Origin of the sequence: Caulobacter vibrioides OR37 (assembly GCF_000372645.1) — a bacterium.
Taxonomy (GTDB): domain Bacteria; phylum Pseudomonadota; class Alphaproteobacteria; order Caulobacterales; family Caulobacteraceae; genus Caulobacter; species Caulobacter vibrioides_E.
On record NZ_APMP01000006.1, the window covers coordinates 132,856 to 158,461 of the forward strand.

General features: G+C 68.7%; 22 protein-coding genes. 7 read left to right on the top strand and 15 right to left on the bottom strand.

Translation table 11 applies throughout. The annotated features are described in order from the left end of the window. The first annotated feature begins 4 nt into the window (after positions 1-4). From OR37_RS07590 to msrA, 5 genes are all read left to right on the top strand, one after another. The gene (locus OR37_RS07590) at positions 5-1,357 is read left to right on the top strand and encodes a tetratricopeptide repeat protein (RefSeq protein WP_004617759.1); all 1,353 of its coding nucleotides are present in this window, start codon (positions 5-7) and stop codon (positions 1,355-1,357) included. Beyond that, positions 1,354-3,900 (top strand): ABC transporter substrate-binding protein, encoded by a 2,547-nt coding sequence (locus tag OR37_RS07595; protein WP_004617761.1) that lies wholly within the window; start codon positions 1,354-1,356, stop codon positions 3,898-3,900. Before OR37_RS07590 ends, OR37_RS07595 begins: the two co-directional genes overlap by 4 nt. After that, on the top strand, positions 3,897-4,721 hold the full coding sequence (locus OR37_RS07600) for an ABC transporter permease (RefSeq protein WP_004617763.1): 825 nt from the start codon (positions 3,897-3,899) through the stop codon (positions 4,719-4,721). Before OR37_RS07595 ends, OR37_RS07600 begins: the two co-directional genes overlap by 4 nt. Continuing rightward, positions 4,721-6,322 (top strand): ABC transporter ATP-binding protein, encoded by a 1,602-nt coding sequence (locus OR37_RS07605; RefSeq protein ID WP_004617765.1) that lies wholly within the window; start codon positions 4,721-4,723, stop codon positions 6,320-6,322. The genes OR37_RS07600 and OR37_RS07605 overlap by 1 nt, the downstream gene beginning before the upstream one ends. Positions 6,323-6,452: 130 nt before the next feature. Further along, positions 6,453-6,965: a peptide-methionine (S)-S-oxide reductase MsrA gene (gene msrA / locus OR37_RS07610; protein WP_004617767.1), complete on the top strand. Its 513-nt coding sequence runs from the start codon at positions 6,453-6,455 to the stop codon at positions 6,963-6,965. A gap of 45 nt (positions 6,966-7,010) precedes the next feature. Here msrA and aceB read toward each other — a convergent pair whose 3' ends face one another. The 3 genes from aceB to OR37_RS07625 form a co-directional block, all read right to left on the bottom strand. After that, a complete protein-coding gene (gene aceB, locus OR37_RS07615; protein WP_004617769.1) occupies positions 7,011-8,591 on the bottom strand; it encodes a malate synthase A in 1,581 nt (526 codons plus the stop codon). 191 nt (positions 8,592-8,782) lie between these two features. Then, positions 8,783-9,016, bottom strand: a complete 234-nt coding sequence (locus OR37_RS07620; RefSeq protein WP_004617771.1) for a hypothetical protein — start codon at positions 9,014-9,016, stop codon at positions 8,783-8,785. A gap of 37 nt (positions 9,017-9,053) precedes the next feature. Continuing rightward, a complete protein-coding gene (locus tag OR37_RS07625; RefSeq protein WP_004617773.1) occupies positions 9,054-10,673 on the bottom strand; it encodes an isocitrate lyase in 1,620 nt (539 codons plus the stop codon). Between the two features lie 165 nt (positions 10,674-10,838). Between OR37_RS07625 and OR37_RS07630 the strand changes: the two genes are divergently transcribed. Further along, positions 10,839-12,269 carry a helix-turn-helix domain-containing protein gene (locus OR37_RS07630; RefSeq protein WP_004617775.1) on the top strand — a complete coding sequence of 477 codons (1,431 nt, stop codon included), beginning with the start codon at positions 10,839-10,841 and terminating at the stop codon, positions 12,267-12,269. Between the two features lie 121 nt (positions 12,270-12,390). On the opposite strand, the gene OR37_RS07635 is transcribed toward OR37_RS07630, so the two are convergent. From OR37_RS07635 to OR37_RS07655, 5 genes are all read right to left on the bottom strand, one after another. After that, on the bottom strand, positions 12,391-12,753 hold the full coding sequence (locus tag OR37_RS07635; RefSeq protein ID WP_004617778.1) for a hypothetical protein: 363 nt from the start codon (positions 12,751-12,753) through the stop codon (positions 12,391-12,393). Between the two features lie 66 nt (positions 12,754-12,819). Then, positions 12,820-13,032, bottom strand: coding sequence for a hypothetical protein (locus OR37_RS07640; protein ID WP_004617780.1), 213 nt, complete (start codon positions 13,030-13,032; stop codon positions 12,820-12,822). Between the two features lie 210 nt (positions 13,033-13,242). Further along, the gene (locus OR37_RS07645; protein ID WP_004617781.1) at positions 13,243-15,036 is read right to left on the bottom strand and encodes an adenylate/guanylate cyclase domain-containing protein; all 1,794 of its coding nucleotides are present in this window, start codon (positions 15,034-15,036) and stop codon (positions 13,243-13,245) included. After that, positions 15,033-15,434, bottom strand: coding sequence for a hypothetical protein (locus OR37_RS07650; protein ID WP_004617782.1), 402 nt, complete (start codon positions 15,432-15,434; stop codon positions 15,033-15,035). The genes OR37_RS07645 and OR37_RS07650 overlap by 4 nt, the downstream gene beginning before the upstream one ends. Next, positions 15,431-17,500: a toll/interleukin-1 receptor domain-containing protein gene (locus tag OR37_RS07655; RefSeq protein ID WP_004617783.1), complete on the bottom strand. Its 2,070-nt coding sequence runs from the start codon at positions 17,498-17,500 to the stop codon at positions 15,431-15,433. Before OR37_RS07655 ends, OR37_RS07650 begins: the two co-directional genes overlap by 4 nt. Before the next feature lie 131 nt (positions 17,501-17,631). Here OR37_RS07655 and OR37_RS07660 point away from each other — a divergent pair, with 131 nt between their 5' ends. Then, complete coding sequence (locus OR37_RS07660) at positions 17,632-18,282, top strand: Crp/Fnr family transcriptional regulator (protein ID WP_106404356.1); 651 nt, start codon at positions 17,632-17,634, stop codon at positions 18,280-18,282. 8 nt (positions 18,283-18,290) lie between these two features. Here the strand turns inward: OR37_RS07660 and OR37_RS07665 are convergent, their stop codons facing one another. The 7 genes from OR37_RS07665 to OR37_RS07695 form a co-directional block, all read right to left on the bottom strand. Beyond that, complete coding sequence (locus OR37_RS07665; RefSeq protein WP_004617788.1) at positions 18,291-18,935, bottom strand: OmpW family outer membrane protein; 645 nt, start codon at positions 18,933-18,935, stop codon at positions 18,291-18,293. A 101-nt stretch (positions 18,936-19,036) separates the two neighbouring features. Continuing rightward, positions 19,037-20,404, bottom strand: a complete 1,368-nt coding sequence (hemN, locus tag OR37_RS07670) for an oxygen-independent coproporphyrinogen III oxidase (RefSeq protein ID WP_004617789.1) — start codon at positions 20,402-20,404, stop codon at positions 19,037-19,039. Between the two features lie 59 nt (positions 20,405-20,463). After that, positions 20,464-21,882 (bottom strand): efflux transporter outer membrane subunit, encoded by a 1,419-nt coding sequence (locus OR37_RS07675; protein ID WP_004617790.1) that lies wholly within the window; start codon positions 21,880-21,882, stop codon positions 20,464-20,466. Beyond that, entirely contained in the window at positions 21,879-22,769 is an 891-nt protein-coding gene (locus OR37_RS07680) for an efflux RND transporter periplasmic adaptor subunit (protein WP_004617791.1), read from the bottom strand. Before OR37_RS07680 ends, OR37_RS07675 begins: the two co-directional genes overlap by 4 nt. A 19-nt stretch (positions 22,770-22,788) precedes the next feature. After that, on the bottom strand, positions 22,789-22,995 hold the full coding sequence (locus OR37_RS07685) for a DUF1656 domain-containing protein (protein WP_004617794.1): 207 nt from the start codon (positions 22,993-22,995) through the stop codon (positions 22,789-22,791). After that, complete coding sequence (locus OR37_RS07690; RefSeq protein ID WP_004617795.1) at positions 22,992-24,983, bottom strand: FUSC family protein; 1,992 nt, start codon at positions 24,981-24,983, stop codon at positions 22,992-22,994. Before OR37_RS07690 ends, OR37_RS07685 begins: the two co-directional genes overlap by 4 nt. A 31-nt stretch (positions 24,984-25,014) precedes the next feature. Next, the gene (locus tag OR37_RS07695) at positions 25,015-25,473 is read right to left on the bottom strand and encodes a MarR family winged helix-turn-helix transcriptional regulator (protein WP_004617796.1); all 459 of its coding nucleotides are present in this window, start codon (positions 25,471-25,473) and stop codon (positions 25,015-25,017) included. Between the last annotated feature and the right edge of the window lie 133 nt (positions 25,474-25,606).

Genomic DNA, 25,606 nt, shown 5'->3' on the forward strand with positions numbered 1-25,606 from the left:
ATCCATGCGCACGGACTATCTCGGCAACCCGGTCAGCACGAACGCCGACGCCGCCCTGGCCGCCATCGACAATTTCGTCGATGGTTTCCTGGGCTACGAGGCGCGGGCGGCCGAGGTGATCGGCGCGGCCGAGGTCCACCCCGACGAGGTGCTGCTCAACGCCTACGCCGCGACGCTCTGGCTGCTGCTGGAGGCGCCGGAGGCCGCCGAACGCGCCGCGCCGCACCTCGCCCGCGCCCAGGCCCTGGCTGGCGACACCCATCCGCGCGAGCGAGCCTTCGTCAATTTCGTGACCGCCTGGTCGGCCGACGACATCCCCGCCGCCCTGGCCATCGCCGAGTCGATCCTGGCGCGATGGCCCCGCGACCTGCTGACGCTGAAGCTCCGCCACTATCACGACTTCAACCACGGCGACTTCCCGGCGATGCTGCGCGCCGCCAGCGCCGTCCTGCCCGCCGCCGAGGACGTGGCCTATCTGCACGGCATGTTGGCCTTCGCCTATGAGCAGTGCCACCTGCTGCCCGAGGCGGAAGCCGCCGCGCGTCGCGCCCTGGCGCTGAAGCGCAAGGAGCCCTGGGCCCAGCACGCCTTGGCCCATGTGATGCTGACCCAAGGCCGCGTCGCCGAGGGCGTGGCGTTCCTGGAAAGCGCCCGCGACGACTGGACGGGGCTTAACTCGTTCATGGACACGCATCTCTGGTGGCACCTGGCGCTGTTCTATCTGAGCCAGGGCAAGTTCGACGCGGCCCTCGCCATCCATGACGACCACTGCTGGGCTCAGGCCAAGGACTATTCCCAGGATCAGGTCGGCGCCGTTTCGCTGCTGGCGCGGCTGGAGCTGGCCGGCGTCGATGTCGGCGACCGCTGGAGCGATCTGGCCGATCACCTGACCGTCCGCGCCGCCGATGTCGTCCAGCCGTTCCTGACCCTGCAGTATCTGTACGGCCTGGCCCGCGCGGATCGCCCCGAGGCCGACACGCTGCTGGCCGCCGTGCGCCGCGCGGCGCTGGAGGCTCCCGACCATGTCCGCGAGACCTGGCGCGAGGTCGCCCTGCCGGCCGCCGAGGGCCTAGTCGCCCACGCGCGCGGCGACTTCGCCAGCGCCTTGCGCGGCCTGCGCGCCGCCCTGCCCCGCCTGGTCGAGATCGGCGGCAGCCATGCCCAGCGCGACCTGTTCGAACAGCTGATCCTGGACGCCCTGATCCGCGCCGGTCGCCTGTCCGAGGCGCAGCAGGCGCTGGAACTGCGGCGCGGCTTCGATCCCGATGGCGTGCCCCTGAACCGCGCCCTGGCCGAGATCTACGATCGCCTGGACCTCCCCGCCGAGGCCGCCAAGGCCCGGGCTCGCCTGGCGTGAAGGTCAGCGCGTTTCTTGGTCTGGCGGCGGCCTGCCTGCTGGCCTTCGCGCCGGTCGCCCAGGCCGCGCCGAAGGACACGGTGACGGTCGCCCTGCAACTGGAGCCGCCGAACCTCGATCCGACCTCCGGCGCGGCCGTGGCGGTCGACGAGGTCGTGTATGGCGCGGTGTTCGAGGGCCTGGTGCGGCTCGACGCCCAGGGCGCGGTCAAGCCGCTGCTGGCGACGTGGTGGGAGATCGCGCCCGACGGCCTGACCTACACCTTCCACCTGCGCGACGGGGTGAAGTTCCAGGACGGGACTCCGTTCGACGCCAGCATCGTCAAGTTCAGCCTGGAGCGCGCCATCGCGCCGGGCTCGACCAACGTCCAGAAGCAGGCGCTGAGCGTGATCCGCCAGGTCGAGGTCGTCGACCCGCGCACCGTGCGCCTGCATCTCTCCGCCCCCTACAGCGACCTCCTCTACACCCTGGCCTGGGGCGACAGCGTCATGGTCTCGCCGAAGTCGGTCGCGACCTTGGCGACCGCGCCGGTCGGCACGGGTCCGTTCAGGTTCGTCGGCTGGCGGCGCGGCGACGCGATCACCCTGGTCCGTAACGACGGCTACTGGGGCCAGCCCGCCAAACTGAAGACGGTGCGCTTTCGGTTTATCGGCGACCCGGCGGCGGCCTTCGCGGCGATCAAGACCCACGAGATCGACGCCTTCCCCGACTATCCGGCTCCGGAGAATCTGGCCCAGCTGCGCGCCGATCCGGCGCTGAAGGTGATCACCGGCTCCAGCGAGGGCGAGGTGATCCTGGCCATCAACGAGCGGGTCGGGCCGCTGGCCGACGTCCGGGTGCGCCGGGCCATCCAGCACGCGCTGGACCGCCGGGCGATCATCGACGGGGCGATGTACGGATACGGAACGCCGATCGGCAGCCATTTCCCGCCCCAGAACGCCGCCTATGTCGACCTCACCGGCCTCTATCCGCACGATGTCGCCAAGGCCAAGGCGCTGCTGGCTCAGGCCGGCTATCCCAACGGGCTCGACCTGACCCTGAAGCTGCCGCCGCCCAACTACGCCCGCCGCAGCGGCGAGATCGTCGCCGCCCAGCTGGCCAAGGCGGGGATCCGCGTGAAGATCGAGACCCTCGAGTGGGCCCAGTGGCTGGATCAGGTCTATGGCCGTCACGTCTTCGACCTGACCATTGTCAGCCACGCCGAGCCGATGGACTACGGCATCTACGACAAGGACGACTACTATTTCGGCTATCACAGCGCGGCGTTCCACCGGCTGATGCAGGCGCTGGAAGCCGCCACCGACGAGGGCCAGCGCACGGCGATCCTGGGCCAAATCCAGCGCCAGATCGCCCAGGACGCGGTCAACGGCTTCCTGTTCCAGTTCCCGCGCCTGGGGGTGTTCGACGCGCGGCTCAAGGACTTCTGGCTCAACGCCCCAACCCAGACCATCGACCTGCGCGCGGCGTCGTTCGGCGGCGCGGGCGGTGCGGAAGCCTCCACCCAGACGACCAGCGGAGCGGCGGGCGCGATCTTCGGCGGGGTCCTGGCTCTCGCCGTCGCGGGCGGTCTCGCCCTGGTCGCGGTCCGCTTCGGCGCGGCCTATCTGGCGGGCCGGGCGGCGGTCATGCTCCTGACCCTGCTGGTCGCCAGCCTCGTGGTCTTCACCATCATCCAGGTCGCGCCCGGAGACCCGGCCGCCTACATGCTGGGCCTGAACGCCAGCCCCGAAGCGATCGCCAACCTGCGCCACCAGATGGGTCTCGAAGGCCCCGCGGCTCAGCGTTACCTGGCCTGGCTTCTTGGCCTGCTCCATGGCGACTTCGGCGTCAGCTACACCTATCAGACGCCGGTCGCGGCGCTGATCGCCGAGCGCATCGGCGTCTCGCTGCCGCTGGCCGGACTGGCCATGGCGCTGTCGATCATCATCGGCGCGCCGATCGGCGCCCTGGCGGCGGCGCGGCGCGGCAAGGCGGCCGACACGCTGGTCATGGGCCTGACCCAGATCGGCGTCGCCATTCCGAACTTCTGGTTCGCGGTGCTGCTGGTCATGGTGTTCTCGATCGGTCTGAAGTGGGTCTCGGCCGGCGGCTTCCCCGGCTGGGAGGCGGGTCTGGTTCCGGCGCTGAAGGCCTTGGCCCTGCCCGCGATCGCCCTGGCCGCGCCCCAGGCGGCGATCATCGCCCGCGTGGTTCGCTCGGCTCTGATCGACACCCTGACCGAGGACTGGATGCGCACCGCCCGCGCCAAGGGCCTGACGGCGGGACAGGCGCTATGGCGTCACGGCCTGCCCAACGCCCTGATCCCCGTACTGACGATCCTTGGCCTGCAGTTTCCCTTCCTGCTGGCCGGCGGGGTGATCATCGAGAACGTCTTCTTCCTGCCGGGCCTGGGGCGGCTGGTCCTGCAAGCCGTCACCCAGCGCGACCTGATCGTGGCGCAGGGCGTGGTGATGCTGTTGGTCTTCGTCGTGGTGTCCGCCAACTTCCTGGTCGACCTGGCCTATCTCCTGGTCGATCCGCGCCTGCGGAGCCGCGCCCGATGAGCCGCGCGCGCCGCCCTCTCGCTCTTGTCGTCGGTGGGATCATCACCAGCGGCTTTATCGCCGCCGCCCTGCTGTCGCGGATCTGGACGCCCTACGACGTCGCGGCCTTCGACATCGACCATCGGCTGCAAGGCCCCTCGGCGGCCCACTGGCTGGGCCTGGATCACTTTGGCCGCGACGTGTTGTCGATGATCCTCGTCGGCGCGGGCAACGCGCTGTCGGTGTCGCTGGTGGCGGTGCTGCTGGGCGCCGGGATCGGCGTTCCGCTGGGCCTGCTGGCCGCGGCCCGACGCGGCCTCGTCGACGAGCTGGTCATGCGCGCCACGGACGTCGTCTTCGCCTTCCCGGCCCTGATCCTAGCCATCCTAATCACCGCCGCCCTGGGTCCCGGCGCGATCAACGCGATCATCGCCATCGGGGTCTTCAACGTGCCGGTCTTCGCGCGACTGACGCGCGGCTCGGCCCTTTCGCTGTGGACCCGCGACTACGTCCTGGCGGCCCGCGCGGCGGGCAAGGGTCCGGCGCGGATTTCGCTGGAGCACATCGCGCCGGGCCTGGCCAGCGTGCTGATCGTCCAGGCGACCTTGCAGTTCTCGCTGGGCGTGATCGCCGAGGCGGGACTTTCGTATGTCGGCCTGGGCGTCCAGCCGCCGGCCGCCAGCTGGGGCAAGATGCTGGCCGACGCCCAGACCCTGGCGGCCATCGCGCCGCTGCAGGCGGTCTTCCCCGGCCTGGCCATCGTGATCACCGTGTTGGGCCTGAACCTGCTGGGCGACGGCCTGCGCGATCGCCTGGACCCCCGCCTCGACGGAGAGCCCTGATGGCCCTGCTGGAGATCGAGGCGCTCAAGGTCGCCATCGGCGACAAGCCGATCCTGAACGGCCTGTCCCTGTCGCTGGACGCCGGCGACGTGCTGGGCGTCGTCGGGGAATCCGGCAGCGGCAAATCGATGACCGCCCTTTCGATCCTGGGCCTGCCGCCGACGGGCGCGCGGATCGAGGGCGCGATCCGGTTCGAGGGGCGAGATCTCGTCGGCCTTTCCGACGCCGCGATGTCTGGCCTGCGGGGCGACCGCGTCGGCATGGTGTTCCAGGAGCCGATGACGGCGCTGAACCCGGTGATGACCATCGGCGAGCAGGTGGCCGAGGTCGCGCGCCTGCATCGCAAGGCTTCCCGCGCCCAAGCCCGAGCCGCCGCCCGCGAAAGCCTGGACCGCGTGGGCCTGAAGGACATCCCGCTGAGCCGCTATCCGCACGAGCTGTCGGGCGGCCAGCGCCAGCGAGTGGCCATCGCCATCGCCGTCGTCTGCTCGCCTCGCCTGCTGATCGCCGACGAGCCGACCACGGCGTTGGACGTCACCACCCAGGCTCAGATCATGGACCTGCTTCTGCGCCTGGTGCGCGAGGACGGCGCGGCCCTGATCCTGATCAGCCACGACCTGGCCTTGGTGGCCCAGGCCGCCGACCGCCTGGCCGTGATGAAGGATGGCCAGATCGTCGAACAGGGCGAGACCGGCGCCCTGCTGACAGCCCTCTCCCATCCCTATACGCGCGCCCTCGTCGCCCATGCCGAGCACGCGCCGACGCGGGTTCGAAAGCCCGATCCCGCCGCGCCAGCCGTTCTGGAAGCCCGCGACCTGGTCCGCGACTTTCCCGGTCCCCGCCGAGGGCTGCGTCGCGCCCCCACGTTCCGCGCCCTGTCGAACGTGTCGCTGGCCATCCGGCCGGGCGAGATCGTCGGCCTGGTCGGCGAGTCCGGCAGCGGCAAGTCGACCTTGCTGCGCGCCCTCCTGGCGCTGGACCCGGTCCAGGGCGGACAGGTGCTCCTGGCCGGCGAGCCCTTGACGCCGACCTCGCCTCCCCGGCGACGGCGAGCCATACAGATCGTTTTCCAAGACCCGCAGGGCAGTCTCGATCCGCGCTGGACCGTCGATCGGCTGGTGGCCGAGCCGCTGCGCCTGCTGGATGCTCGGCTCTCCGCCCAAGCCCGTCGCGCTCGGGTCGAGGCGGTCCTGGCCCAGGTCGGCCTGCCGTCCGAGGCCGCCGACCGCTATCCGCACCAGTTCAGCGGCGGTCAGCGCCAGCGCATCGCCATCGCCCGCGCCCTGATCGTCGAGCCGGCCGTCATCGCGCTGGACGAAGCGGTCTCGGCCCTCGACGTCACGGTCCGCGCCGAGGTGCTGGACCTGCTGGCCAAGCTTTCCGACGAGCTGGGGGTAGCGTACCTGTTCGTGACCCACGACATGAGCCTGGCGCGCGGCCTGACCGATCGGGTGCTGGTGATGCAGCGGGGACGCATCGTCGAGAGCGGCCCGACCGCCGAGGTGTTCGCGGCGCCGAAGCATCCGTACACGGCCGAACTGATCGCCGCGACGCCGAACCTGGCGGGGACCCTGGCCGCCCGCTTCGGCGACGGGATCTAGCCCGGATGGGGTCGAGGGAGACATAAAGCGCGAGGATGCCGGCGGTCTCGCTCCCGAAAAGGCTTGTCGGCGTCGCGGGATAACCTACATCGAAGCCCTCGGGCGAAAGCCCCACCTAGGAATTTGAGCCATGGCCGAAACCACCGAAACCGCGATCCTCGCCGGCGGCTGCTTCTGGGGCGTCCAGGATCTGCTGCGCCGCTACACGGGGGTGCTGAAGACCCGCGTCGGCTACACGGGCGGCGAGGTCGCCAACGCCACCTACCGCAACCACCGCGGCCACGCCGAAGCGATCGAGATCATCTTCGACCCCGCGCTGATCAGCTATCGCCAGCTGCTGGAGTTCTTCTTCCAAATCCACGACCCGACGACGCTGAACCGTCAGGGCAACGATATCGGCGACAGCTATCGCTCCGCGATCTTCTACACCAGCGAAGCCCAGAAAGAGGTCGCGCTGGACACCATCGCCGATGTCGACGCCTCTGGCCTGTGGCCGGGCAAGGTGGTCACCGAGGTGACGCCCGCCAGCACCTTCTGGGAGGCCGAGCCGGAGCACCAGGACTACCTGGAGCGCATCCCCAACGGCTACACCTGCCACTTCATCCGCCCGGGCTGGAAGCTCCCGGCGCGGGCGGCGAGCTAGACGTACAGTCGAAGGGCGGGCCAGTGGCCCGCCCTTTCTTTTTGATCAGGAAATCAGTTCGTAGGCCGGCAGGGTCAGGAACTCTTCCAGCGTGTCGGAAAGCACCATCTGGGTGAACAGATGCGCGGCCTCCTCCAGGCGCGGCGAGCCGAAGTCGCGGCGCAGGTCGGCCATCTCCTGGGTGAAGAGGCTAATGAACAGCTCCGAGGTCAGCACCCGGCCGTCGTCCAGCGTCGCGGCCAGACGGACCCACTGCCATAGCTGCGTGCGGCAGATCTCGGCCGTCGCCGCGTCTTCCATCAGGTTGTAGAGCGGCACGGCCCCGCGACCTTCCAGCCACGCCTGGGTGTACCGAACGCCGACGCGGATGTTCTCGCGAACCCCGGCCTCGGTGCGCACGCCGTCATGCAGCTCTAGCATCTGGGCCTGGGTGATTTCCAGGTCAGCCAGCGTCTTGTCACGCTGGTTCGGCGTGGGCATCAGGCGATCGAACACCTCCATGGCCACCGGCACGAGATCGGGGTGGGCCACCCAGGTGCCGTCATGGCCCGCGCCGGCCTCGCGCTCCTTGTCCGCCTTGACCTTGGCGAAGGCCGCCTGGTTGGCCGCGTCGTCGCCCTTCACCGGGATCTGGGCCGCCATGCCGCCCATGGCGAACGCGCCGCGACGGTGGCAGGTCTGGATCAGCTTCAGCGAATAGGCGCCCAGGAAGGCCTTGCCCATAACCATCGCCGAGCGGTCGGGGGTGAGGAATCCGGCGCGACGCCCCAGGCGCTTGATGAACGAGAAGATGTAGTCCCAGCGACCGCAGTTCAGGCCGACGATGTGATCCTTCAGCTCGAACAGGATCTCGTCCATCTCGAAGGCGGCCGGGATCGTCTCGATCAGCACCGTGGCCTTGATCGTGCCGACCGGCAGGCCCAGCGCTTCCTGGGCTCGGACGAAGACGTCGTTCCACAGGCGCGCCTCGAGGTGGCTCTCCAGCTTGGGCAGGTAGAAGTAAGGGCCCGAGCCCCGCTCCAGCGTCGCCCTGGCGTTATGGAAGGCGTAGAGACCGAAGTCGAACAGGGCGCCGGCGACGATCTGGCCGTCGACCTCAAGATTGCGCTCCATCAGGTGCCAGCCGCGCGGGCGGATCTTCAGCACCGCCGGGTTCGGCCCCAGGGCGTAGGCCTTGCCGGACTTGGCGTCGACGTGGGTCAGTTCCCCGTGCCAGCGATCCTTCAGATTGATCTGCCCCTCGACGACATTGGCCCAGGTCGGGGCCGTGGCGTCCTCGAAGTCGGCCATGAACACCTTGGCCCCGCAGTTCAGGGCGTTGATGATCATCTTGCGATCGACCGGCCCGGTGATCTCGACGCGGCGGTCCAGCAGGTCGGCGGGGACCGGCGCGACGCTCCAATCCGCGGCGCGGACGTGCGCGGTCTCCGGCAGGAAATCTGGCAGCTCGCCAGCGTCGAAACGGCGCTGACGCGCCTGGCGGGCCGCCAGCAGCTCGCGACGGCGGGGCTCGAAGCGGCGATGCAGGTCAGCCACGAAGGCCAGCGCCTCGGGGGTCAGCACTTCTACCGCGCGCCCCTCGACGGGACCGGTGACCTGGATGTTGGCGGCGATATCGAGCGGCATGGGAAGCTTTCCGTGGGTAGGCTTGTGGGGCCGAAACCTCGTCCTTCGACAAGCTCGGGACGATGTTTCTCTTGCGGCCGTTTCTACTGCAAGCGTTTGAACTGGACGTCTCATCGCGACGTTCGCAATGGTCCTCACCCTCCACGGATCGAAGGGCGAGGACCACGCACCGACGCCGGACTTTCTCGGCCTTAAGCGCTCTTTTCGGCGCCTTTTTCGCGGACCGTCGGAACGATCTGGTCGCCCCAGTTGCCCGAACCGTCGTGATGGCGCGAGGTGCGCACCAGTTCCACCGAGTAGCCGGCGGCGATGGCGCGCTGCACGGCGTCATTCAGACGGTGGGCGGCCTCGGCCACGCGATCCACCGCCCGCTTCTGGGCGTCGGTGTCCGGCATGGCGGCGGGGGCGAATTGCGTGGCGGTCATGGCTTTGCTCCTCGGTCGAAAGGGTGGGGTTCGCGGCCTACTCGGCCGCGAACTGGTTCATGGTGTTGGCGTGGCCGCCGGCCTTCAGGGCGCGCTCGCCGGCGACCATTTCCTTGAAGGTGTCGCCCAGATCCGAGCCGACCTCGTGCTGGTGCTTCACCGCCGACACGCCACGGCGGATTTCCTCGCGCTGCACCGTGTTGACATAGGCCTGCATCCGATCCTCGCCGAAGTAACCGCGCGACAGCTCGTCGACGCTCTTGGCGGTCAGGTGGAACGTCGGCAGGGTGATCAGGTTGTGGAACACCCCGGCGCGCGCCGCGATATCGACCTGGAAGCGGGCCAGGCGCTCATCGGCCTCGCGGCCGAGGTCGCTCTTGTCGTACTCGGCCGACATCAGGGCCGCGCCATCCGGATAGCTGTCCTTATGGATCTTGCCTTCGGCGATCCACTGCTCGCGCACCTGCTTGCGCAGATTGAGCGTCCAGTTGAACGAAGGCGAGTTGTTGTAGGTCAGCTTGGCGTTCGGCACGACCTTCCGGATCTCGGCCACCATCGAGGCGATCTCGTCGACGTTCGGCGTGTCGGTCTCGATCCACAGCAGGTCGGCGCCGCCTTGCGTCAGGTTGGCGATGCAGTCCTCGATGACGCGCTGGCGGCCGGTGCCTTCCTGGAAGGCGAACAGGCCGTTGGGCATCCGCACCGGCTTGACGAAGGCGCCGTCCTTCATGATCGCCAGCTCGCCGTCCTTCAACGGGTTCTGCGGCGTGACCGGCTCGGTCTTCAGCCACTTGATGTAGTCGCTGGCCAGATCGCCGGGCTCCTGGCTGACCGGGATCTTCTGGGTCAGGCCCGCGCCCAGGCTGTCGGTGCGGGCGACGATAACGCCATCGTCGACGCCCAGTTCCTCGAAGGCCAGGCGGCAGGCGCGCAGCTTCTCGATGAAGTCCTCGCGCGGCACCGTGACCTTGCCGTCCTGGTGGCCGCACTGCTTGGCGTCGCTGACCTGGTTCTCGATCTGCAGGCAGCAGGCGCCAGCCTTGATCATCTCCTTGGCCAGCAGATAGGTCGCGTGCTCGTTGCCGAAGCCGGCGTCGATGTCGGCGATGATCGGAACGACGTGGGTCTCGAAATTGTCGATCGCCTTGATCGCGGCCTGCTCGGCGATCTGGTCGCCGGCCTTGCGCGCGGCGCTCAGCGTCTTGAACAGGTCGTTGATCGCCACTTCGTCGGCCTGGCGCAGCGAGACGTAGATCTCCTCGATCAGATCGACGACCGAGGTCTTCTCGTGCATCGACTGATCCGGCAGGTGACCGAAGCGGTTGCGAAGGCCCGCGACCATCCAGCCCGACAGATAGACATAGGCGCCCTTGGTCGTGCCGCGCAGGCGCTTGACCGCCTTGATCATCTGCTGAGCGTGGAAGCCCGACCAGCAACCCAGCGACTGGGTGAACTTGCTGCTGTCGCGGTCATACTCGGCCATGTCGGCCCGCATGACCGGCGCCATGGCGCGCGCGATGTCCAGGTGGGTGTTGAAGGTGTTCTGCAGCTTCAGCTGGATGATGTCGTCGATGTCCACGCCGCCCGGGGTGACGCCCTGGGGATAGCGCGCCAGCAGGGCGTCGCGGTGTTCGGCATAGGTCTTGCGCTGCGTCATGATCATCAATCCCACTTCGGAGGCCAGTGGCGCGAAGCCTTGCTGGCCAAAGGAAAACTCGTCGTGGTGAGCTAACGCCGCGCCGCGGGATCGGTCGAACCTATTGAAGGCAATTTGTCAAAGATCGACTTTGTAATTTCTGTAAATTCATGACAAATTGACCGGATGGCGACGAATGACAAAAAGCTTTTTCTGGGCGGGCGGTTGAAACGACTGCGGCGCGACCTGGGCGTGACCCAGGCGCGGATGGCCGAGGACCTGGGCGTTTCCGCCAGCTATCTGAACCTGCTGGAGCGCAACCAGCGGCCGGTGACGGCTCAGATCCTGCTGCGCTTGGCCGACGCCTATGATCTGGACCTGCGCAGCCTGTCGGCCGACGATCCGGGCGGCGGCGCCGGGCTGGACGAGGTGCTGGCCGACAAGATGTTCGCCGACCTGGGCGTCTCGCGCCACGAGGCGGCCGAGGTCGCCGAGCTGTCCCCCGGCCTGGCCGAGGCCATGACCCGCCTTTATCGCGCCTATCTGGATCGCGGCCGGCTGATCGACCTGGGCGCCTTCGAAAGGCCCGACGGCGCGGGCCCCGCGTCGGATCAGGCCTCCCCGACCGACTGGGTGCGGGATCTGGTCGGCGCCCAACGCAACCACTTCGCAGAGCTGGAAACCCTCGCCGAGACCATCGTCGCCCAGCTGAAGGCCGATCCCCAGGATCTGGGTCCGGCCGTGCGCGAGCGTCTCCAGAGCCGCTTCGGCGTCCAGACCCGGATCATGCCGGCCGAGGTCATGACCGGCTCGTTGCGCCGCTACGACCACCACCGCAAGCGCCTGATGCTGTCCGAAACCCTGGCCCACGCCAGCCGCACCTTTGGCATGTGCTATCAGCTGGGGCTGATGGAAGGCGGCGAATTGCTGTCGGACCTGACCGATCGCTTCAAGGCCCCCGACCGGGCGACGCGCCAGTTGCTGAAAGTGTTCCTGGACAGCTATCTCGCCGCCGCGATCATGATGCCCTACGAGCCGTTCCTAGCCGCCATGGAGACCAGCGGCTACGACATCGAACGGGTGCGGCCGCGTTTTGGCATCAGCTACGAACAGGCCGCCCAGCGCCTAACCACCCTGGGCCGCTCCGGCTCGCGCGGGGTGCCGTTCTTCATGATGCGGCTGGACGCGGCGGGTAACATCTCCAAGCGTTTCGCCGCCGGCCCCTTCCCGTTCTCGCGCTTTGGCGGCGCCTGTCCACGCTGGAACGTCCACGACAGTTTCAAGACCCCGGGCCGCATCGTCACCCAGGTGATCGAGACCCCCGATGGAGAGCGTTATTTCACCCTGTCGCGCACCGTCCGGCGCACCTCGGGCCTGCAAGCGGGGCTGGAGGACGAACTGGTCGTCGGTTTGGGCTGCGAACTGAAATACGCCAGTAAGCTGGTGCAGGCGCGAGGCCTCGACATGGCCAATCCGATCGCGGTGGAAATCGGCCCCTCCTGCCGGATCTGCGAGCGTCCCGCCTGTCCGCAACGCGCCGCGGCGCCGATCAACCGCACCCTGCTGGTCGAGGAAACCAGCAAGTCGCTGTCGCCCTTCCCGTTCGCCCCCCGCTAGAGCCTGTCCGTTTCAAATGGAATCATTTGAAACGGATAAACAGGCCCTAAATTCAAACATTTAGAGCGCGTTCGAGCGGTTTAACCGCTCACACTTAAACCTAACACGCTCTAAGGCCCCGTCAGGCGAGCCGGTGCAAAGCCTCGGTCAACTTGCGGCCGACGAGGTCGCAACGTCCCTCGCCAAAGGGTTGGATCGCGCTCCGCGAGGCCACGAACAGGACGTCGCGCTCTTCGGCGAGGGCTCGGATGGCGACCTGGCGCGTCTGGTCCAGGCGATCTCGCGCGAGCCTCAACTCGTTTCGCACCTGGTCGATCTCGGCCAGGGCGTCGACCACGCGCTCCCGCGCCCGGGCCAACTGCGCCTCGACCGCGAACAGGCGACCGACCAGAAAAGCGATCACCGGCAAAAGCGCGATCGCGAGAATCTCCGCCAAGACGGCGACCCCGCCGCTATCCAGCAGACTCTGCACGACAATCTTCATGGCTCGCCTCTCCCCACCGCGCGGCGCTCCTCGAGGGCGCGGACGCTGACCCGCGGCCAAAGCAGCTTAGCCGTTCGCGCTCGACGCCACGCTCTGCGCGCTGGCGGCGAACCGGCCGTCGCGCAAAACACCGTTGACGTAGCCGAGCACGTCGTGAACCAAGTTCGGCAATTGAGCGTCGGCAATGCCGTGCTCGCGCCCCCAGGCCTTGATCACATGGCGCAGCAGCGTCGTGGTGGCTTCCGGATCCGAAGAAGAGATTTCGTCGTCGAAGGGCACGGACTTGGCTCCTGACAAGGCGCCAAAAGTCGCGGGGACTCTGGACGCGCGCTCAAAAAGGAGGACCCGACCGGCGGACGGCCGGGTCCCAGTCGGTTCACGCGGCCGGCGACGAACCCTGGCCCAGTCAGCGCTTGGCCGTCGCGGTCGACGCCATAACATGTTCACTGGAGCTCGGTTCTGGATGTGCGGATTTGCACATCGGCGGCGCTACGATGTCCTGGACGAGGTCCTGTAGGCGCGCGACAAGCTGAAGATCGGCATGGCCGGAAGCCCCTTCCGCGCCTGGGTTCGACCGACATAGCCGCAGCGCACCTGATCGCCGTGCAGCGTGGCCAAGGCGCCAGCCAGGGCTTCGCTGACATAGGCCGAGCCGGGGGCCACGTCGGGCTCGATCCGCGCCGCCACGACCACGTGAGCGCCCATCACCGCCGGCGCCTTGGTCAGCGGATTGGTTCGCAGATGCACCGGTCCATAGTGTCCGGCGATCCTCAGGCCAAGGCCGCGCGGCAGACCCAGGCTCGCCAGATCCAATTTCCGATGCGCCTCCAGAAGAGCCAGGGCCGCCAAGGCCGCTTCGATCGGCCGCTCGAAGACGAGAAATAGGCCGTCGCCCCAGGTCTCGACATGGGTGGGCGGCGTCCGCAGGCTTTCGACCGTCTCGGCCATTCGCCCGAGCACGCCCTCGATGAAGGCGGGGATCTGTTCGTCGCGCAACCCGCCAAAGCCCTGCACGTCGGCGAAGAGCATGGCCCTCATGGCCCGCCTGTCGGACGCCGGGTCCGGGATGATCGCGCCCCGAGGACCCAGCGCCGGCCGCTGGACCGCGATGGTGACGGCGGGCCGCCCTCCCCGCGCCCAATAGGCGAGATCGGCCGAAACGCCCGCCGGCCCGGGCGCGACGTGGCCGTCCCAGACCGCCAGTTGCACGGCTTGCGTCGATAGAGTCTGGGCCCGCAGCACCGCGCAGCCCATGGCGAACTGGCTGGAATAGGCGAAGACCTGCTCGTCCCCCAGATAGGGATCGCGCGCGGCGTAACGGATCGACGTGGCGCGGGCCATGCAGCGCTCGAACCGTTCGATCCATGCCTCGCCGAACGGCGCCACCGACACCGCGACGAACGAGGCCAGGCTCGCCGGCAACACCACATGCAGTTCGGCCCCGGCGTCCAGGACGGCCTCGGCGAAGACGATGTCGGCGCCGGCGGCGAGGCCGCCATAGGCGAAGCCGACCCGCTGGTCCTTCAGCGCCGCGTCGATGTCCCGCCTTAGCCCCGCCCCATCCAAGGCCCGCTCGCCCGTGAGATCGGTGATGTGGCCGGTGAAATGCGCGCAGGCGGGCGGACGAAACGGGGCCAGCCAGGTCGGATCGACGCCCAACTCGCCGCACAGAATCTCAAGCTGGCGCAAGGTGGAAGCTCGCGCCGCATAGGCCTGTGGAGACCTCGCCAGCGCATCGGTCAGGAACGCCCGCGCCGCGCCAAGGTCGCCGGTCAGCAAGCAGGCCTCGGCTCGGCTGGCCAATTCGTAATAGCCCGCTTCGTCCCTCGTATCCGAGATTGGAGGCGTCGCCAGCACGGCCGCGGCGCGCGCTCTGGCGCCGACCTGATCGCCGGCCAGGAGGCTCAAGCTGGCGGCGTTGATCGCTCCGTAAAGGCCGCCGAAACGTCGATGGAGCGCGTCGTACCGGCGACGCGACGCCTTGGCGAAAGCAACCCGCCGCGCCCCCAGCGAGGCCAGGGCCACATCTTTCAGAAGGCGCGCGCCCAACGCGACGGCTTCGGGATAGTCGTCCGCCTGGGCTAGGCCCAGGCGGACATATTCGGCTCTCGCGAAGTCCGCCGCGCCGGCCCGCGCCAGACAAAGCACGGCGACATAGGCGACTTCGCGCGAGGTCTCTCCCGCCTCGAGGGCGGCGCGGGCGATGTCGTAAGCGGCTAGGATCTCACCGCGCTGTATCAACGCGGCGACCTGCTCCCGACCGAACGTCGCCCGATCGATCAACCGTGCCCCATGCCGTTCTCGACGTCCGGATCCAGATCGATCTTCTGGCCGTGGGAGTCGGTCATCATCAGGCTGTAGCTGTAGATGCCCATCCGCGCGCATTCATAGATGATCTTGAAGCGCGTGAACGGGGCTGGCTTGCCCTCATAGTGATGTTCCATCCAGGCATAGCTGGAGAAATTGACGCCATAGTCGCGCTGAATCTCGATCGGCCGGCGTTGGAACGTCCAGCCCGCCTTGATCAGCTGATCGCTGAGCGTGAAGACCATCAGGCTGCGTTCGCTCAGATCCATGGTCAGGCGCGTGGGCTTGGCCGGATCCGCGTAGTTCATGAAATTGAAGTTCTCGTCCAGGCCGATGACCAGGTCGACAACCTTTTGGGGCGTGGGTTCAGTCACGTGCTTGCCTCCCGACTAACAACACCACCAGGAAGAGAATCGCCCCAAAAGGCAAGGAAGGATGGTGAGGCGTAGCCGCCTTTCCTCAAGGCCCCCACGATGGTCGCCGCCTCGTCGCGTCGGCCGCTCATCCGATAGGCGCGCGCCAGGGTGTCCATGACCGCCGGAGACAACGATCCCCGGCGCGGCGACAGCGTCGAGATCGCCGCTTGCGGATCCCCCGCGGCCAGTTGCGCGAAGCCTCGCAGGGCCGACCGGTCGCCCTCTCCTTCCCGCTTGTCGGAGAGTATCCGCAAGCGCGCCAGCAGGGCCTCGGCCAAGCTCTTGGCTGTGGGCTGGTCGCCGGCGCACTGAGCCAAGACGATAGCCTGCATCGCCATCCGGCCATCCAGATCCGGGGTCCAGATGTTGGCGTCGCCGGTCGCGCGCAGCTTGGCCAGACTGGCGGCCGCGGCCACATGCAGCGCCTTGGCCTTCGCCAGACCGGCGGGGCCCGTCCAGGCGATGCGGTCCACGGCGTCCATCTGCGAGATCACGTGGTACTCGCGCCAGCGGGCATTGGAGGGGTCCAGAGCGGCCAGTTCGTTGAGCCGGCGCGTCGCCGCCTCGAAAGCCTGCCGAGAGGCGACGGCCTCTCCCAGGTCGAACCTCAGCCGGAGCAGCGCCGACTCCGCCGCGACGCTGCGCGCCAGAAGCCGCTTGTCGTCGCGCGCCCCAGCCACGGCCTCGGCCAACAGCGCGCTGACGGCCTCGCGCTCGGCCAGAGCCTCGCGCAAACGGCCCAGACGGACCAGGCAGTCGGCGAGCCAGGCGCGGGAGTTCGCCGCGCCGACCAGGTTGACCTTGGCCTTGGGCGCTCGGGCCCGTTCGGCCTCGAAGACGGCCAGCGCCTTGCGGAACGCGGCGGCGGCTTCCTCGGGCCGGCCTTGCTCGAACAGTAGCGTGCCGAGGTTGTTGTTGGCGTAGGCCACCTCGACCCGCCACTCGACCCGGCGAGGATCCAGCTGGACCAACCGACGCGCCAAGGCGTCATATTGCTTGAAGCCACGCTCGGCGCCGGCGACGTCGCCGCGCCGCCACTGAACATAGCCAAGCCAGAAGACGTTCTGCGCCTCATCGAAGATGCGCTGGCCATCCTTGGGATCCCGCTCGGCCAATGTTCGCGTCGTGGTCGCCGCCTGCCCGAAGGCGTCCTCGGCGCCGACCAGATCGCCGCGTTGCTCGCGGATCGTCCCCAGCAGGGTCTGAGCCTTGGCGCGCTGGGCCAGGGCCTTGTCGTCCAGCCTGTCGTCCCGCGCCTTGGCGTAATAGGCCAACACCTTGGCGCTGACGCCGTCCAGCACATCCAGGCGGCCGACCGGTTCGAGCTGCTGGCGCAGATCGCCCAGCATGTAGGCGACCAAGGCTTCGGTCTCGTCGCGCTGCTCCCGCGCGATCTGGCGCGACTGAAGGGTCACGACGGTCATCGCGCCCATGCCGACGGTGACGGCGAGGGCCAGAGCGGTGAAGGCGGACATCAGCCGCAGACGACGGCGGGCGTCGCGCTGAACCAGCTGGTCCAGACTGACCCGGAGCAGCCGCGCGGCGATCTTCAGACGCGCCAGGCGACGGCCGTCGGCGCCGGGCCGCAAGTCCACGGCCAAGGGCTCGACGCCCACGGGCAAGGCGGCGCGTAGAGCCGGGGTCAGCAGCTCATCGAGCGGGGTCACGAGCGGCGTGGACGGGGTGATCACGCAGATTACCTGCCCGGGGCCCCGCGTCGCGAGGAAATAGGCCAGCTCTTGGTCGACCCAGCGCGACGCCGCCGAGGCCGGCGAGCACAGCACGATCAGAGCGTCCGAAAGGTCCAGGGCTGCGCGGATCGCCCCGCTGAGATCGGCGGCGGCGCTGAGCTCGTCCCGATCACGGAAAATCGGCCGCAAGCCGCCCGCGAGCGCTTCTCCGCGCTCGCTCCGGAGCTGCTTCGGCGCGCGGTAGGTCTCCAGCGCGCGATGCAGCCAAGCGGCGGTTTTGCGATCCCGATGACTATAGCTGATAAAGGCGCGGTACCGCTGTCGACTATCCATATGTCGTCCCCCGATCGACAGCAGGAGCGTAACAGATGACAGTGATTCCGCCGTCGCCCCTTCGCGCTTCGAGCCATACCGCGATCGAACCGCTGTCCAAAGATTATCGCGCCAACAAGTTGTTCCGGCACATGAGCCGTGACGAGGTCGACGCCCTTTCGCCGGCGATCGAGCACCTGCGCTTTGGCAAGGGTGAGATGATCCTGCAGCGCCATGATCAGGACGGAGGCGTCTATCTGTTGCTGGACGGCGCGCTGCTGGCCAACCAGTACGCCAAGTCGGGGCGCGAGGTGGGCTATCGGCGCATCGTCGCGGGCGGCTACTTCGGCGAGATCTCGGCCATCGACGGCCTGCCCCGGTCGGTCAACGTCATCGCGATGGAGGACGCGCGGATCGCCCGCCTGCCTCAAGCCCTCGTGCGTCGCCTGTTTCACGAATCGACCGGCTTCATGCGCGCGTTGCTGGAGGACATGGCCAGCCTGACCCGATCCCTCACCGACCGCCTGTTTGAGCTGACCGCCATCTCGGTGGCCTGCCGGGTCGATATCGAGCTTCTTCGCATGGCGGCGGCGACGGGCGGCGACGGCCAGACGGCGGTGATCCGCCCCTGCCCCACCCACGCCGAACTGGCCGCCCTGTTGGGCAGCCAGCGCGAACCGGTGACACGTGAACTGAACCGCTTGGCCAGCCTGGACATCGTGCGCCAGAACGGTCGCACCCTGCACGTGCTGAATGTCCCGGCCCTCGCCGCCGAGGTCGAACGCATCGGCGGCGAGGTCTAGGGTCTAGATCAGAACTTGCGGCTGACGCCGATCGACGAGACCAGCGGGTCCAGATCGACCGAGCTCTTCAGCGCGCCGCCATTGATCTTGGCGTCGGTGTTGAACCACACCTTCTTGACGTCGGCGTTCAGGAGCCAGGGGCCCTTCAGCTTAACGTTCACGCCAGCCTGCAGGGCGTAGCCGAACCCGTCGTCGAGCTTCACGGTGAAGCCGTTCTTGTCCTTGCTGCTATAGAACAGCATGTAGTTCACGCCGGCGCCGACATAGGGGCTGACGCGCGCGGCGGGCAGCGGGTGATATTGCAGCGTGACGACCGGCGGCAGCACCCAGGCGGTGTGGACCAGGACGTCGGTCCCCGGCCCTTGAGCGCGGATATCGTGCTGCGTCGTGCCCAGGATGGCTTCGACGGCGACCTTGTCGGTCAGGAAGTAGGTGAAGCCCAAGGTCGGCTTCACGTCGTTGGCGACGTGGGCCTTCAGCCCGGTGGACGCGCCGGCCGCCGTCAGGATCGCGGCGTCCTTGTCCGGGGCGACCTGGGTGATGCGGGCGTGGACGATGAAGTCGCCCTTGGCGTTAGGCGAAAACTCTTGCGCTTGCGCGGCGCCGCCGAGAAGAGCAGCAAAGGCAACAGAAGCGACAACAAACTTTTTCATAGGTCTATCCCCAGAACTGGCGACCCTCTTTGTTTGTCGCCACAATGAAGTCTACCGAACCCGATCTTGACTTCCTTGATCTCGGTCAGTTTCGAAAAAAACTATATGGCGCGCGAAAAGCGTTCTTGCGGCTCGGAACGACGGTCGAAGGCCTGAGCGACCAGCCGAACGAAGGGACGCCCCTCTTCGGTCAGGCGGATGACGTCGCCATCGACACGCGCCAGACCGTCGGCGCGAAGGCTTTCCAGCTTGGCGATGTCGTCGACGAACACACCGGCCGACACTCCGTGCCGCGCCGCCACCACGCCCAGGTCCACCGCGAAGTCGCACATCAGGCGCTCGATCACGTCGGCCCGAAGCCGATCATCGTCGGTCAGGGCGACGCCCCGCGCCACCGGCAGCCGTCCCGACGCGATCGCCGCGCGCCACATCACTTCGCTGCTCTGATTCTGCGCGTAGCCCTGCGGCAACCGCCCGATCGACGAGGCGCCCAGCCCGATCAGCGTCGGATGCGGGTCGGTCGTGTAGCCTTGGAAGTTCCGCCGCAGCGTTCCCGAGGCCAGGCCCAGCGCCAAGCTGTCGCTCGGCAGGGCGAAGTGATCGAGGCCGATAGCCACGTAGCCCGCGCGGACCAGACGCTCGGCGGCGGCCTGGCTCTGCTCCAGGCGCCCAGCCGCGTCGGCCAGGTCCTCGTCGAGGATCAGCTTCTGATGCGGCCGGGCCCACGGCACATGGGCGTAGCCGAACAGAGCGATCCGCTCGGGCCGCAAGGCCAGCACCTTGTCCAGCGTCGCCACCACATCCGCGGTCGTCTGCCGGGGCAGGCCGTACATCAGGTCGAGATTGATCGAGGCCACCTCGGCCTGGCGCAGCCAATGGACGGCCCGGGCCACCACGTCGAACGGCTCGATCCGATTGACGGCTTCCTGAACGTGCGGCGCCAGGTCCTGGACGCCCAGGCTGGCCCGGTTCAGCCCGTGGAAGGCGGCGGCCTTCACCCAACCCTCCGTCAGGACGGCGGGGTCCAGCTCGGCCGAGATCTCGACGCCCGGCGCGAAGGGAAACACGTGCCGCATCGCGCCGAACAGGCGAACCAGATCGTCGCGGCTCAGCATGTTCGGCGTGCCGCCGCCCAAATGCACCGCGCCTGCCTTGATCCGCCCGGGCAGCCGCTTTTCGACCAGGATCAGCTCATCGATCAGGTGGTCGACATAGTCGCTGATCAGCGCCGGCTTGTTCACCACCCGGGTGTTGCAGCCGCAGTACCAGCACAGCCGATCGCAGAACGGGATATGGGCGTAGAGCGAGACCGGCTCGGCGGGATCCAACGCGCTCAGCCAATCGCCATAGACGTCGGCGTCGACCGCGTTCGAGAACTGCAGGGCGGTCGGATAGCTGGTGTAGCGCGGCGCGCGGCTATCGTAGCGTGTCAGCAGATCGTGGCGTGAAACGACGGGCTGGGCGGTCATGAGCATCTCCTCGGCGCGGTGATCGTGCGCGCCGAGGCGATGTCTCGCCGTGATCTAGATCAACGCTCCCAACCGCCGCCCAAGGCCAGGAATAGCGTCACCTGATCGGCGGCGACCTGACTGTCCGACGCCGCCAGGGCCGCCTCGGCGCTGGCCAGCGTGCGCTGAGCGTCGAGACCGACCAGGTAGGGGCTGCGACCGGCGCGGTAGAGGGCGCGCGTCTGGGTCTCCGCCAGGGCCGCCTGGTCTCGCGCCGCCTTGAGCGCGGCGTTGCGCCGCAGATCCTGGGCGTAGGCGTCGAGGCTGGTCTCGGTCTCGCGCAGGGCGGTCAGCACCACGCCGTCGAACCGAGCCAGGGCCGCGTCGGCGCCGGCCTCGGTCTGGCGGATCCGAGCCCGCTCCCCCTGGCCCGGGATCGTCCAGCTGATCAGCGACGACAGACCCCAGCGGTTGGCGGCCGGTTGGCCAATGTCGGCCAGAAGGCCGGTCGACCCGGCGCCGAAGCCGAGGGTCACGTTCGGATAGAGGGCGGCTGTCGCCACGCCGATCCGCGCCGTCGCGCCGGCCAGGGTCCGCTCGGCCTGGCGCACGTCGGGCCGACGCTTCAGCAGGGTCGCGCCGTCGCCGACCGGGATCGGCTGCTTCAGCGTGGGCGGCGCCACGCAGGCCTCGACCGCCTTGGGAAACTCGGCAGGCGGCTTGCCGGTCAGCGTGGCCAGCTTGTACAGCGCCGCGCGCCTGCGGCTCTCGAACCCCGGCAGAGCCGCGCGCGACTGATCCAGCAGAGCCCGCGAGCGGGTGACATCCATGACCGCGCCGCGACCGGCCTTCACCAGGGCCTGGGTCGCGGCCAGGCTCTTGGCCTGCAGATCGACCGTATGGCGGGCGACGGCCAGCTCGTGGCCGTTGGCGCAGGCGTCGACATAGGCGCGGGCCACGTCGGCCGCGACGCTGACGCGGGCGAGGTCCAGGGCCGCTTCGCTGGCCTCGGCGTCGGCGCGAGCGGCCTCTGCGGCGCGTTTCAGACGGCCGACCAGATCGACCTGGTAGGAGACCTTCACCCCGACATCGGCGAGGTTCTCGACCGGCAGTTGCTCGCTGAGCAGGTACTGCTCGCCGGATTCCCGCGAATGCAGGGCGGCGGCCGAGACGCCGGTCTTGAAGCCGCCGGCGTCGTCGGCCTCGCTCACGATGGCCTGGGCCCGCGCCAGATTGGCGGCGGCGACGCGCAGGTCGGTGTTGGCGGCCAAGGCCTGCTGGACGAGGTCGTTCAGCACCGGATCGTCATAGAGTTTCCACCAGCCGGCCGGCAGCGGGGCCTGGCTGACCGCCGGCGCGTTCGCGCCCATGAAGGGACCCCGCGCCGTCGGAGCGTTGATCTTGGCGTCGGCGGGCAGCTCGTAGTTCGGGCCGACGGTCGAACAGGCGGCCAGGGCCAGCAACGAGCCGGCCAGGGCCAGGGCGCGCAGCGCGTTCACTTGGCCGCTCCCTTGACCATGTCGACCGAGACAGTGGCGGTGCGTCCGGCGATCAGGCGCAAGTCGTTCGGCGTCTGGTCCAGCGCCACCCGCACCGGCACCCGCTGCGCCAGGCGCACCCAGCTGAAGGTGGGATTGACGTTGGGCAGCAGATTGCCGCTGGCCGCGCGGTCGCGATCCTCGATGCCGGCGGCGATCGACTGGATGTGGCCTTTCAGGGGCTTGTCCTCGCCCATTACCTTGACCGTGACCGGCTGCCCCAGACGCAGGCCGGAAAGCTTGGTCTCCTCGAAATAGCCTTCGACGCGGAACGACCGGCTGTCGATCAGAGCCAGCACCGGCTTGCCGGCGGTGACATAGTCGCCGGTGCGCAGGGTCAGGTCCGACAGGAAGCCGTCGGCCGGGGCCAGCACCACGGTGCGCTTCAGGTTCAAGGCGGCGACGTCGCGGGCGGCCTCGGCCTGGGACAGGGCGGCCTGCGACTGCTCGACCTTCGACCGGCTCTGCTCGGTCACCTCGGCGGCGACCAGCTCGCCGAGGGCGCGGTTGCGCGCCAGCTCGCGCCGGGCCTGAGCCAAGGTCGCCCGCTGGGCCTGCACCGCGGCGTCGGCCTGGCGCAGGGCCAGGGCGTAGCGTTCGCGGTCGACATAGAACAGCGGCTGGCCCGCCTTGACCGTCTGGTCATTGACGGCGTCGACCCGCGTGACCAGGCCGGAAACGTCCGGGGCGACCTGGACCACGTCGGCGCGCACGCGGCCGTCACGGGTCCAGGGATCGACCTGATAGTGGGTCCACAGCGCCTTGCCGCCCACCAGGGCGGCGATCACGACGGCGCCGGTGACGGCGACGCGGACGGTGGTCAGCAGGATGGTTTTCAGGGGGGGCATGATCGAAACTTCGGGGGCTCTAGAACTTGAGGACGGGCGAGGCGACGACGGCCGCCCAAAGGATGACGAAGACCGCCGTGTCGAAGAGCGCGGGGTGCCAGACGAAGCGGTAGGCCCCGACCCAAGAGAGCAGCCGACGCAGCACGAACGAGGCGGCCAAGGCGATCAGGGCCGAGACCAGGACGGACGACAGGAAGACGCCGTTCAAATCGATTTCACCGGTCATTCAGCGATCTCCGGAACGAAGGCGGGCGCCTCCGGGAACAGGTTGCGGCGCAGACCCACCAGGGCCGAAACGCCTTGCACCGCCGAGGCGGCGCGGGCGGCGGAAAGGCCCCGCAGGGCCGAGTCGATGCGGGCGAGCAGCTCGGCGACCGGCGGCTGGCGGCGACCGGCGGCCAAGGCGGCGAAGTGCTGGCCGACGCCTTCCAGCGCGACGTCCAGGCAAACGCGCCCCTCGGGCGGAAGGTCGGCGCGGGCGGCCTGGACCGTGACGAGATTCATCCCGATCCGCAGATCGCGCAGGGTGTCGACGCCGACGAAGTCATGACGCTCGCCCGTCTGGGCCAGCTTGGGCGTGAGGATCCCCAGCCGATCGACCAGAATCGCGGCGAAGGCCGCCGGCTCCGGCGCCTGGCGGGCGCGCGCCAGACGGGCGATGCCGCGCCAGGTCCGCTTCAGAAGCCGCTTGGCGCTGGCGTCCACGCCCATCGAGCGCAGACTGGCCGTGACCAGGATCGCGAAGATCAGCCCGACGAACTGGCCCAGATTGCTGTTCAGGAAGCTGGCGAAGTCGGCGCTGAACGTCTCCTGCAGGGCCAGGGCGTTGCAGAAGCCCATCAGCGCGGCCAGGGCCGATCCGGCCCGCTTGGGGTCGGGGATATAGAGGCCCAGGAACAGCAGCACCGGCGCCATGGTGGCGACCAGCATCGGAAAGCCGTCGATCGCCGGCAGCACGGCGAACATGTAGAGGGCGGCCAGCGGCAGAGAGACCAACGAGAACAGGCCGAAATTCTTGATGGCCGGCACCGGGTCGTCCATCGCCGCGAAGAAGCAACAGAACACCGCCGCCATGATCGGCGCGGCCGCGCCATCGCCCCAGCCGGCCAGGATCCAGGTCGCGCAAGACAGCATGATCGCGATCGCGGCCGCCGCGCCCGACAGCAGGGCCAGCGGCAGGTCGGCGTGCATCGGGGTCCGCCCGCGGGCGCGGGCCGAGGCCTCCAGACCCGGCGACAGCGGCGCGTCGGGATCGTCAAGGCGTCGCATCAGGGCATGGCTCTCGGCCAGGGCGCGGACGGCCTCGGAAAGGCGCACCAGCAGGCTTTCGATCAGCAGACTTGTCCAGGCCGAGTCGCGACGCCGGGCCGCCAACTCTTCCAGCCGCGCGATCAGCGCCAGGCCCTCGTCGCGCGGCGAGCCGGCCTCGATCCAGGCGACGACCGTGTTCAGGGCGGCGCGGACACGGTTGTCCTTGACGTCGCGCAGGGCGCCCATTCGGTCCGCCAGCCCCGACAGCAGCGGGATCAGCAGCAGCATCCGCTCGTGCAGGGCGCGCACGACGCCGCTGGTCTCGCGCAGGCGCGAGGTGTCGAACGGCAGGTGGACGGACAGCAGCTGGATCTCGCTGGCGGCTGCGGCCAGATGGCGACGGTCACGGGCGATCGCCTCGGCGTCCTCGCCGCGCAGAACGTCCAGCGCCCAGTGGTCGGCCTCGCCCAGCCAGGTCGAGACCCGTTGGCGCAGCACCGCGCCGACCGGCCGCGGGAAAACCAGGCTATGCACCAGGGTCGCGCAGAGGATGCCCAGTCCGATCTCGATCACCCGCGATACGGCGACGTCGAAGATCGCTCCCGGCTGGGACACGCTGGGAAAGCCGATGATCGCCGCCGTATAGCCGGCCAGCATCAGCAGATAGCTTCGCGGGGTGCGGTCCAGCAGCGAGACGGCCAGGCAGCCGCCGACCCACAACGACAGGGCCAGCGATAGCAGCCAGGGCGCGTTGACGAGGTTCGGCACGAGGATCACCGCCGCCGAGGCGCCGAGGATGGTGCCCAGGACGCGATACAGCGCCTTGGACCGCACCGCGCCCGAGAGCGGCTGGCTAACGATATAGGCCGTCGTCATCGCCCAGTAGGGGCGCGGCAGGCCCAGGGCGAAGCCGATATAGAGGGCGAGCATCGCCGCCGCGAAGCTGTTCAGCGAGAACAGCATCGTCCATCGATCGAATTTGGGAAGCACGGCGCTAGAAGCCCTCTCTGGCCGCGGCGTCCAGGGCGGCCTCGAAGGCGGCGAAGGTCCTGAGCGCGGCGGCCAGGTCCTCGTCGCCGACCGCGGCCAGCATCTGGGCGCGGACCACTTGCACGGCGTCCTCGATGACGGCCGCGAGGGCCTGGCCCTCGGCGGTCAGGTGCAAGGTCTTGGCCCGCTTGTCGGTGGGGTCGTCGCGACGCTCGACCAGACCACCGAGGCAAAGCTGATCCAGAATGCGGACCAGCGACGGCCCTTCCACGCCCAGCTCCTCGGCCAGAACGCCTTGGCGCATCCCATTGCCCGCGCGGGCGATGGTCAGCACCGGCATGGCCCGAGCGTCCGACAGGCCATGCGCGGCCAGGGCGCGATTGACTTCGCGCCGATAGACCCGCGCGAGGCGCAGAATGGCCTGGGCGAAGGTGCGTTCGTCGAGGGTGCGAGCAGCGGTCATGGAACGTCGATCAATTAGATAGGTAGCTTCCTATTTAATTTAGATAGCATCCTACCGATTTCAAGGCAACCCGGCGCGCGATGGGAAGATCCCGTCAAGACGCGAAAAGGCCGTCGCCGGTTCCCCGCGACGG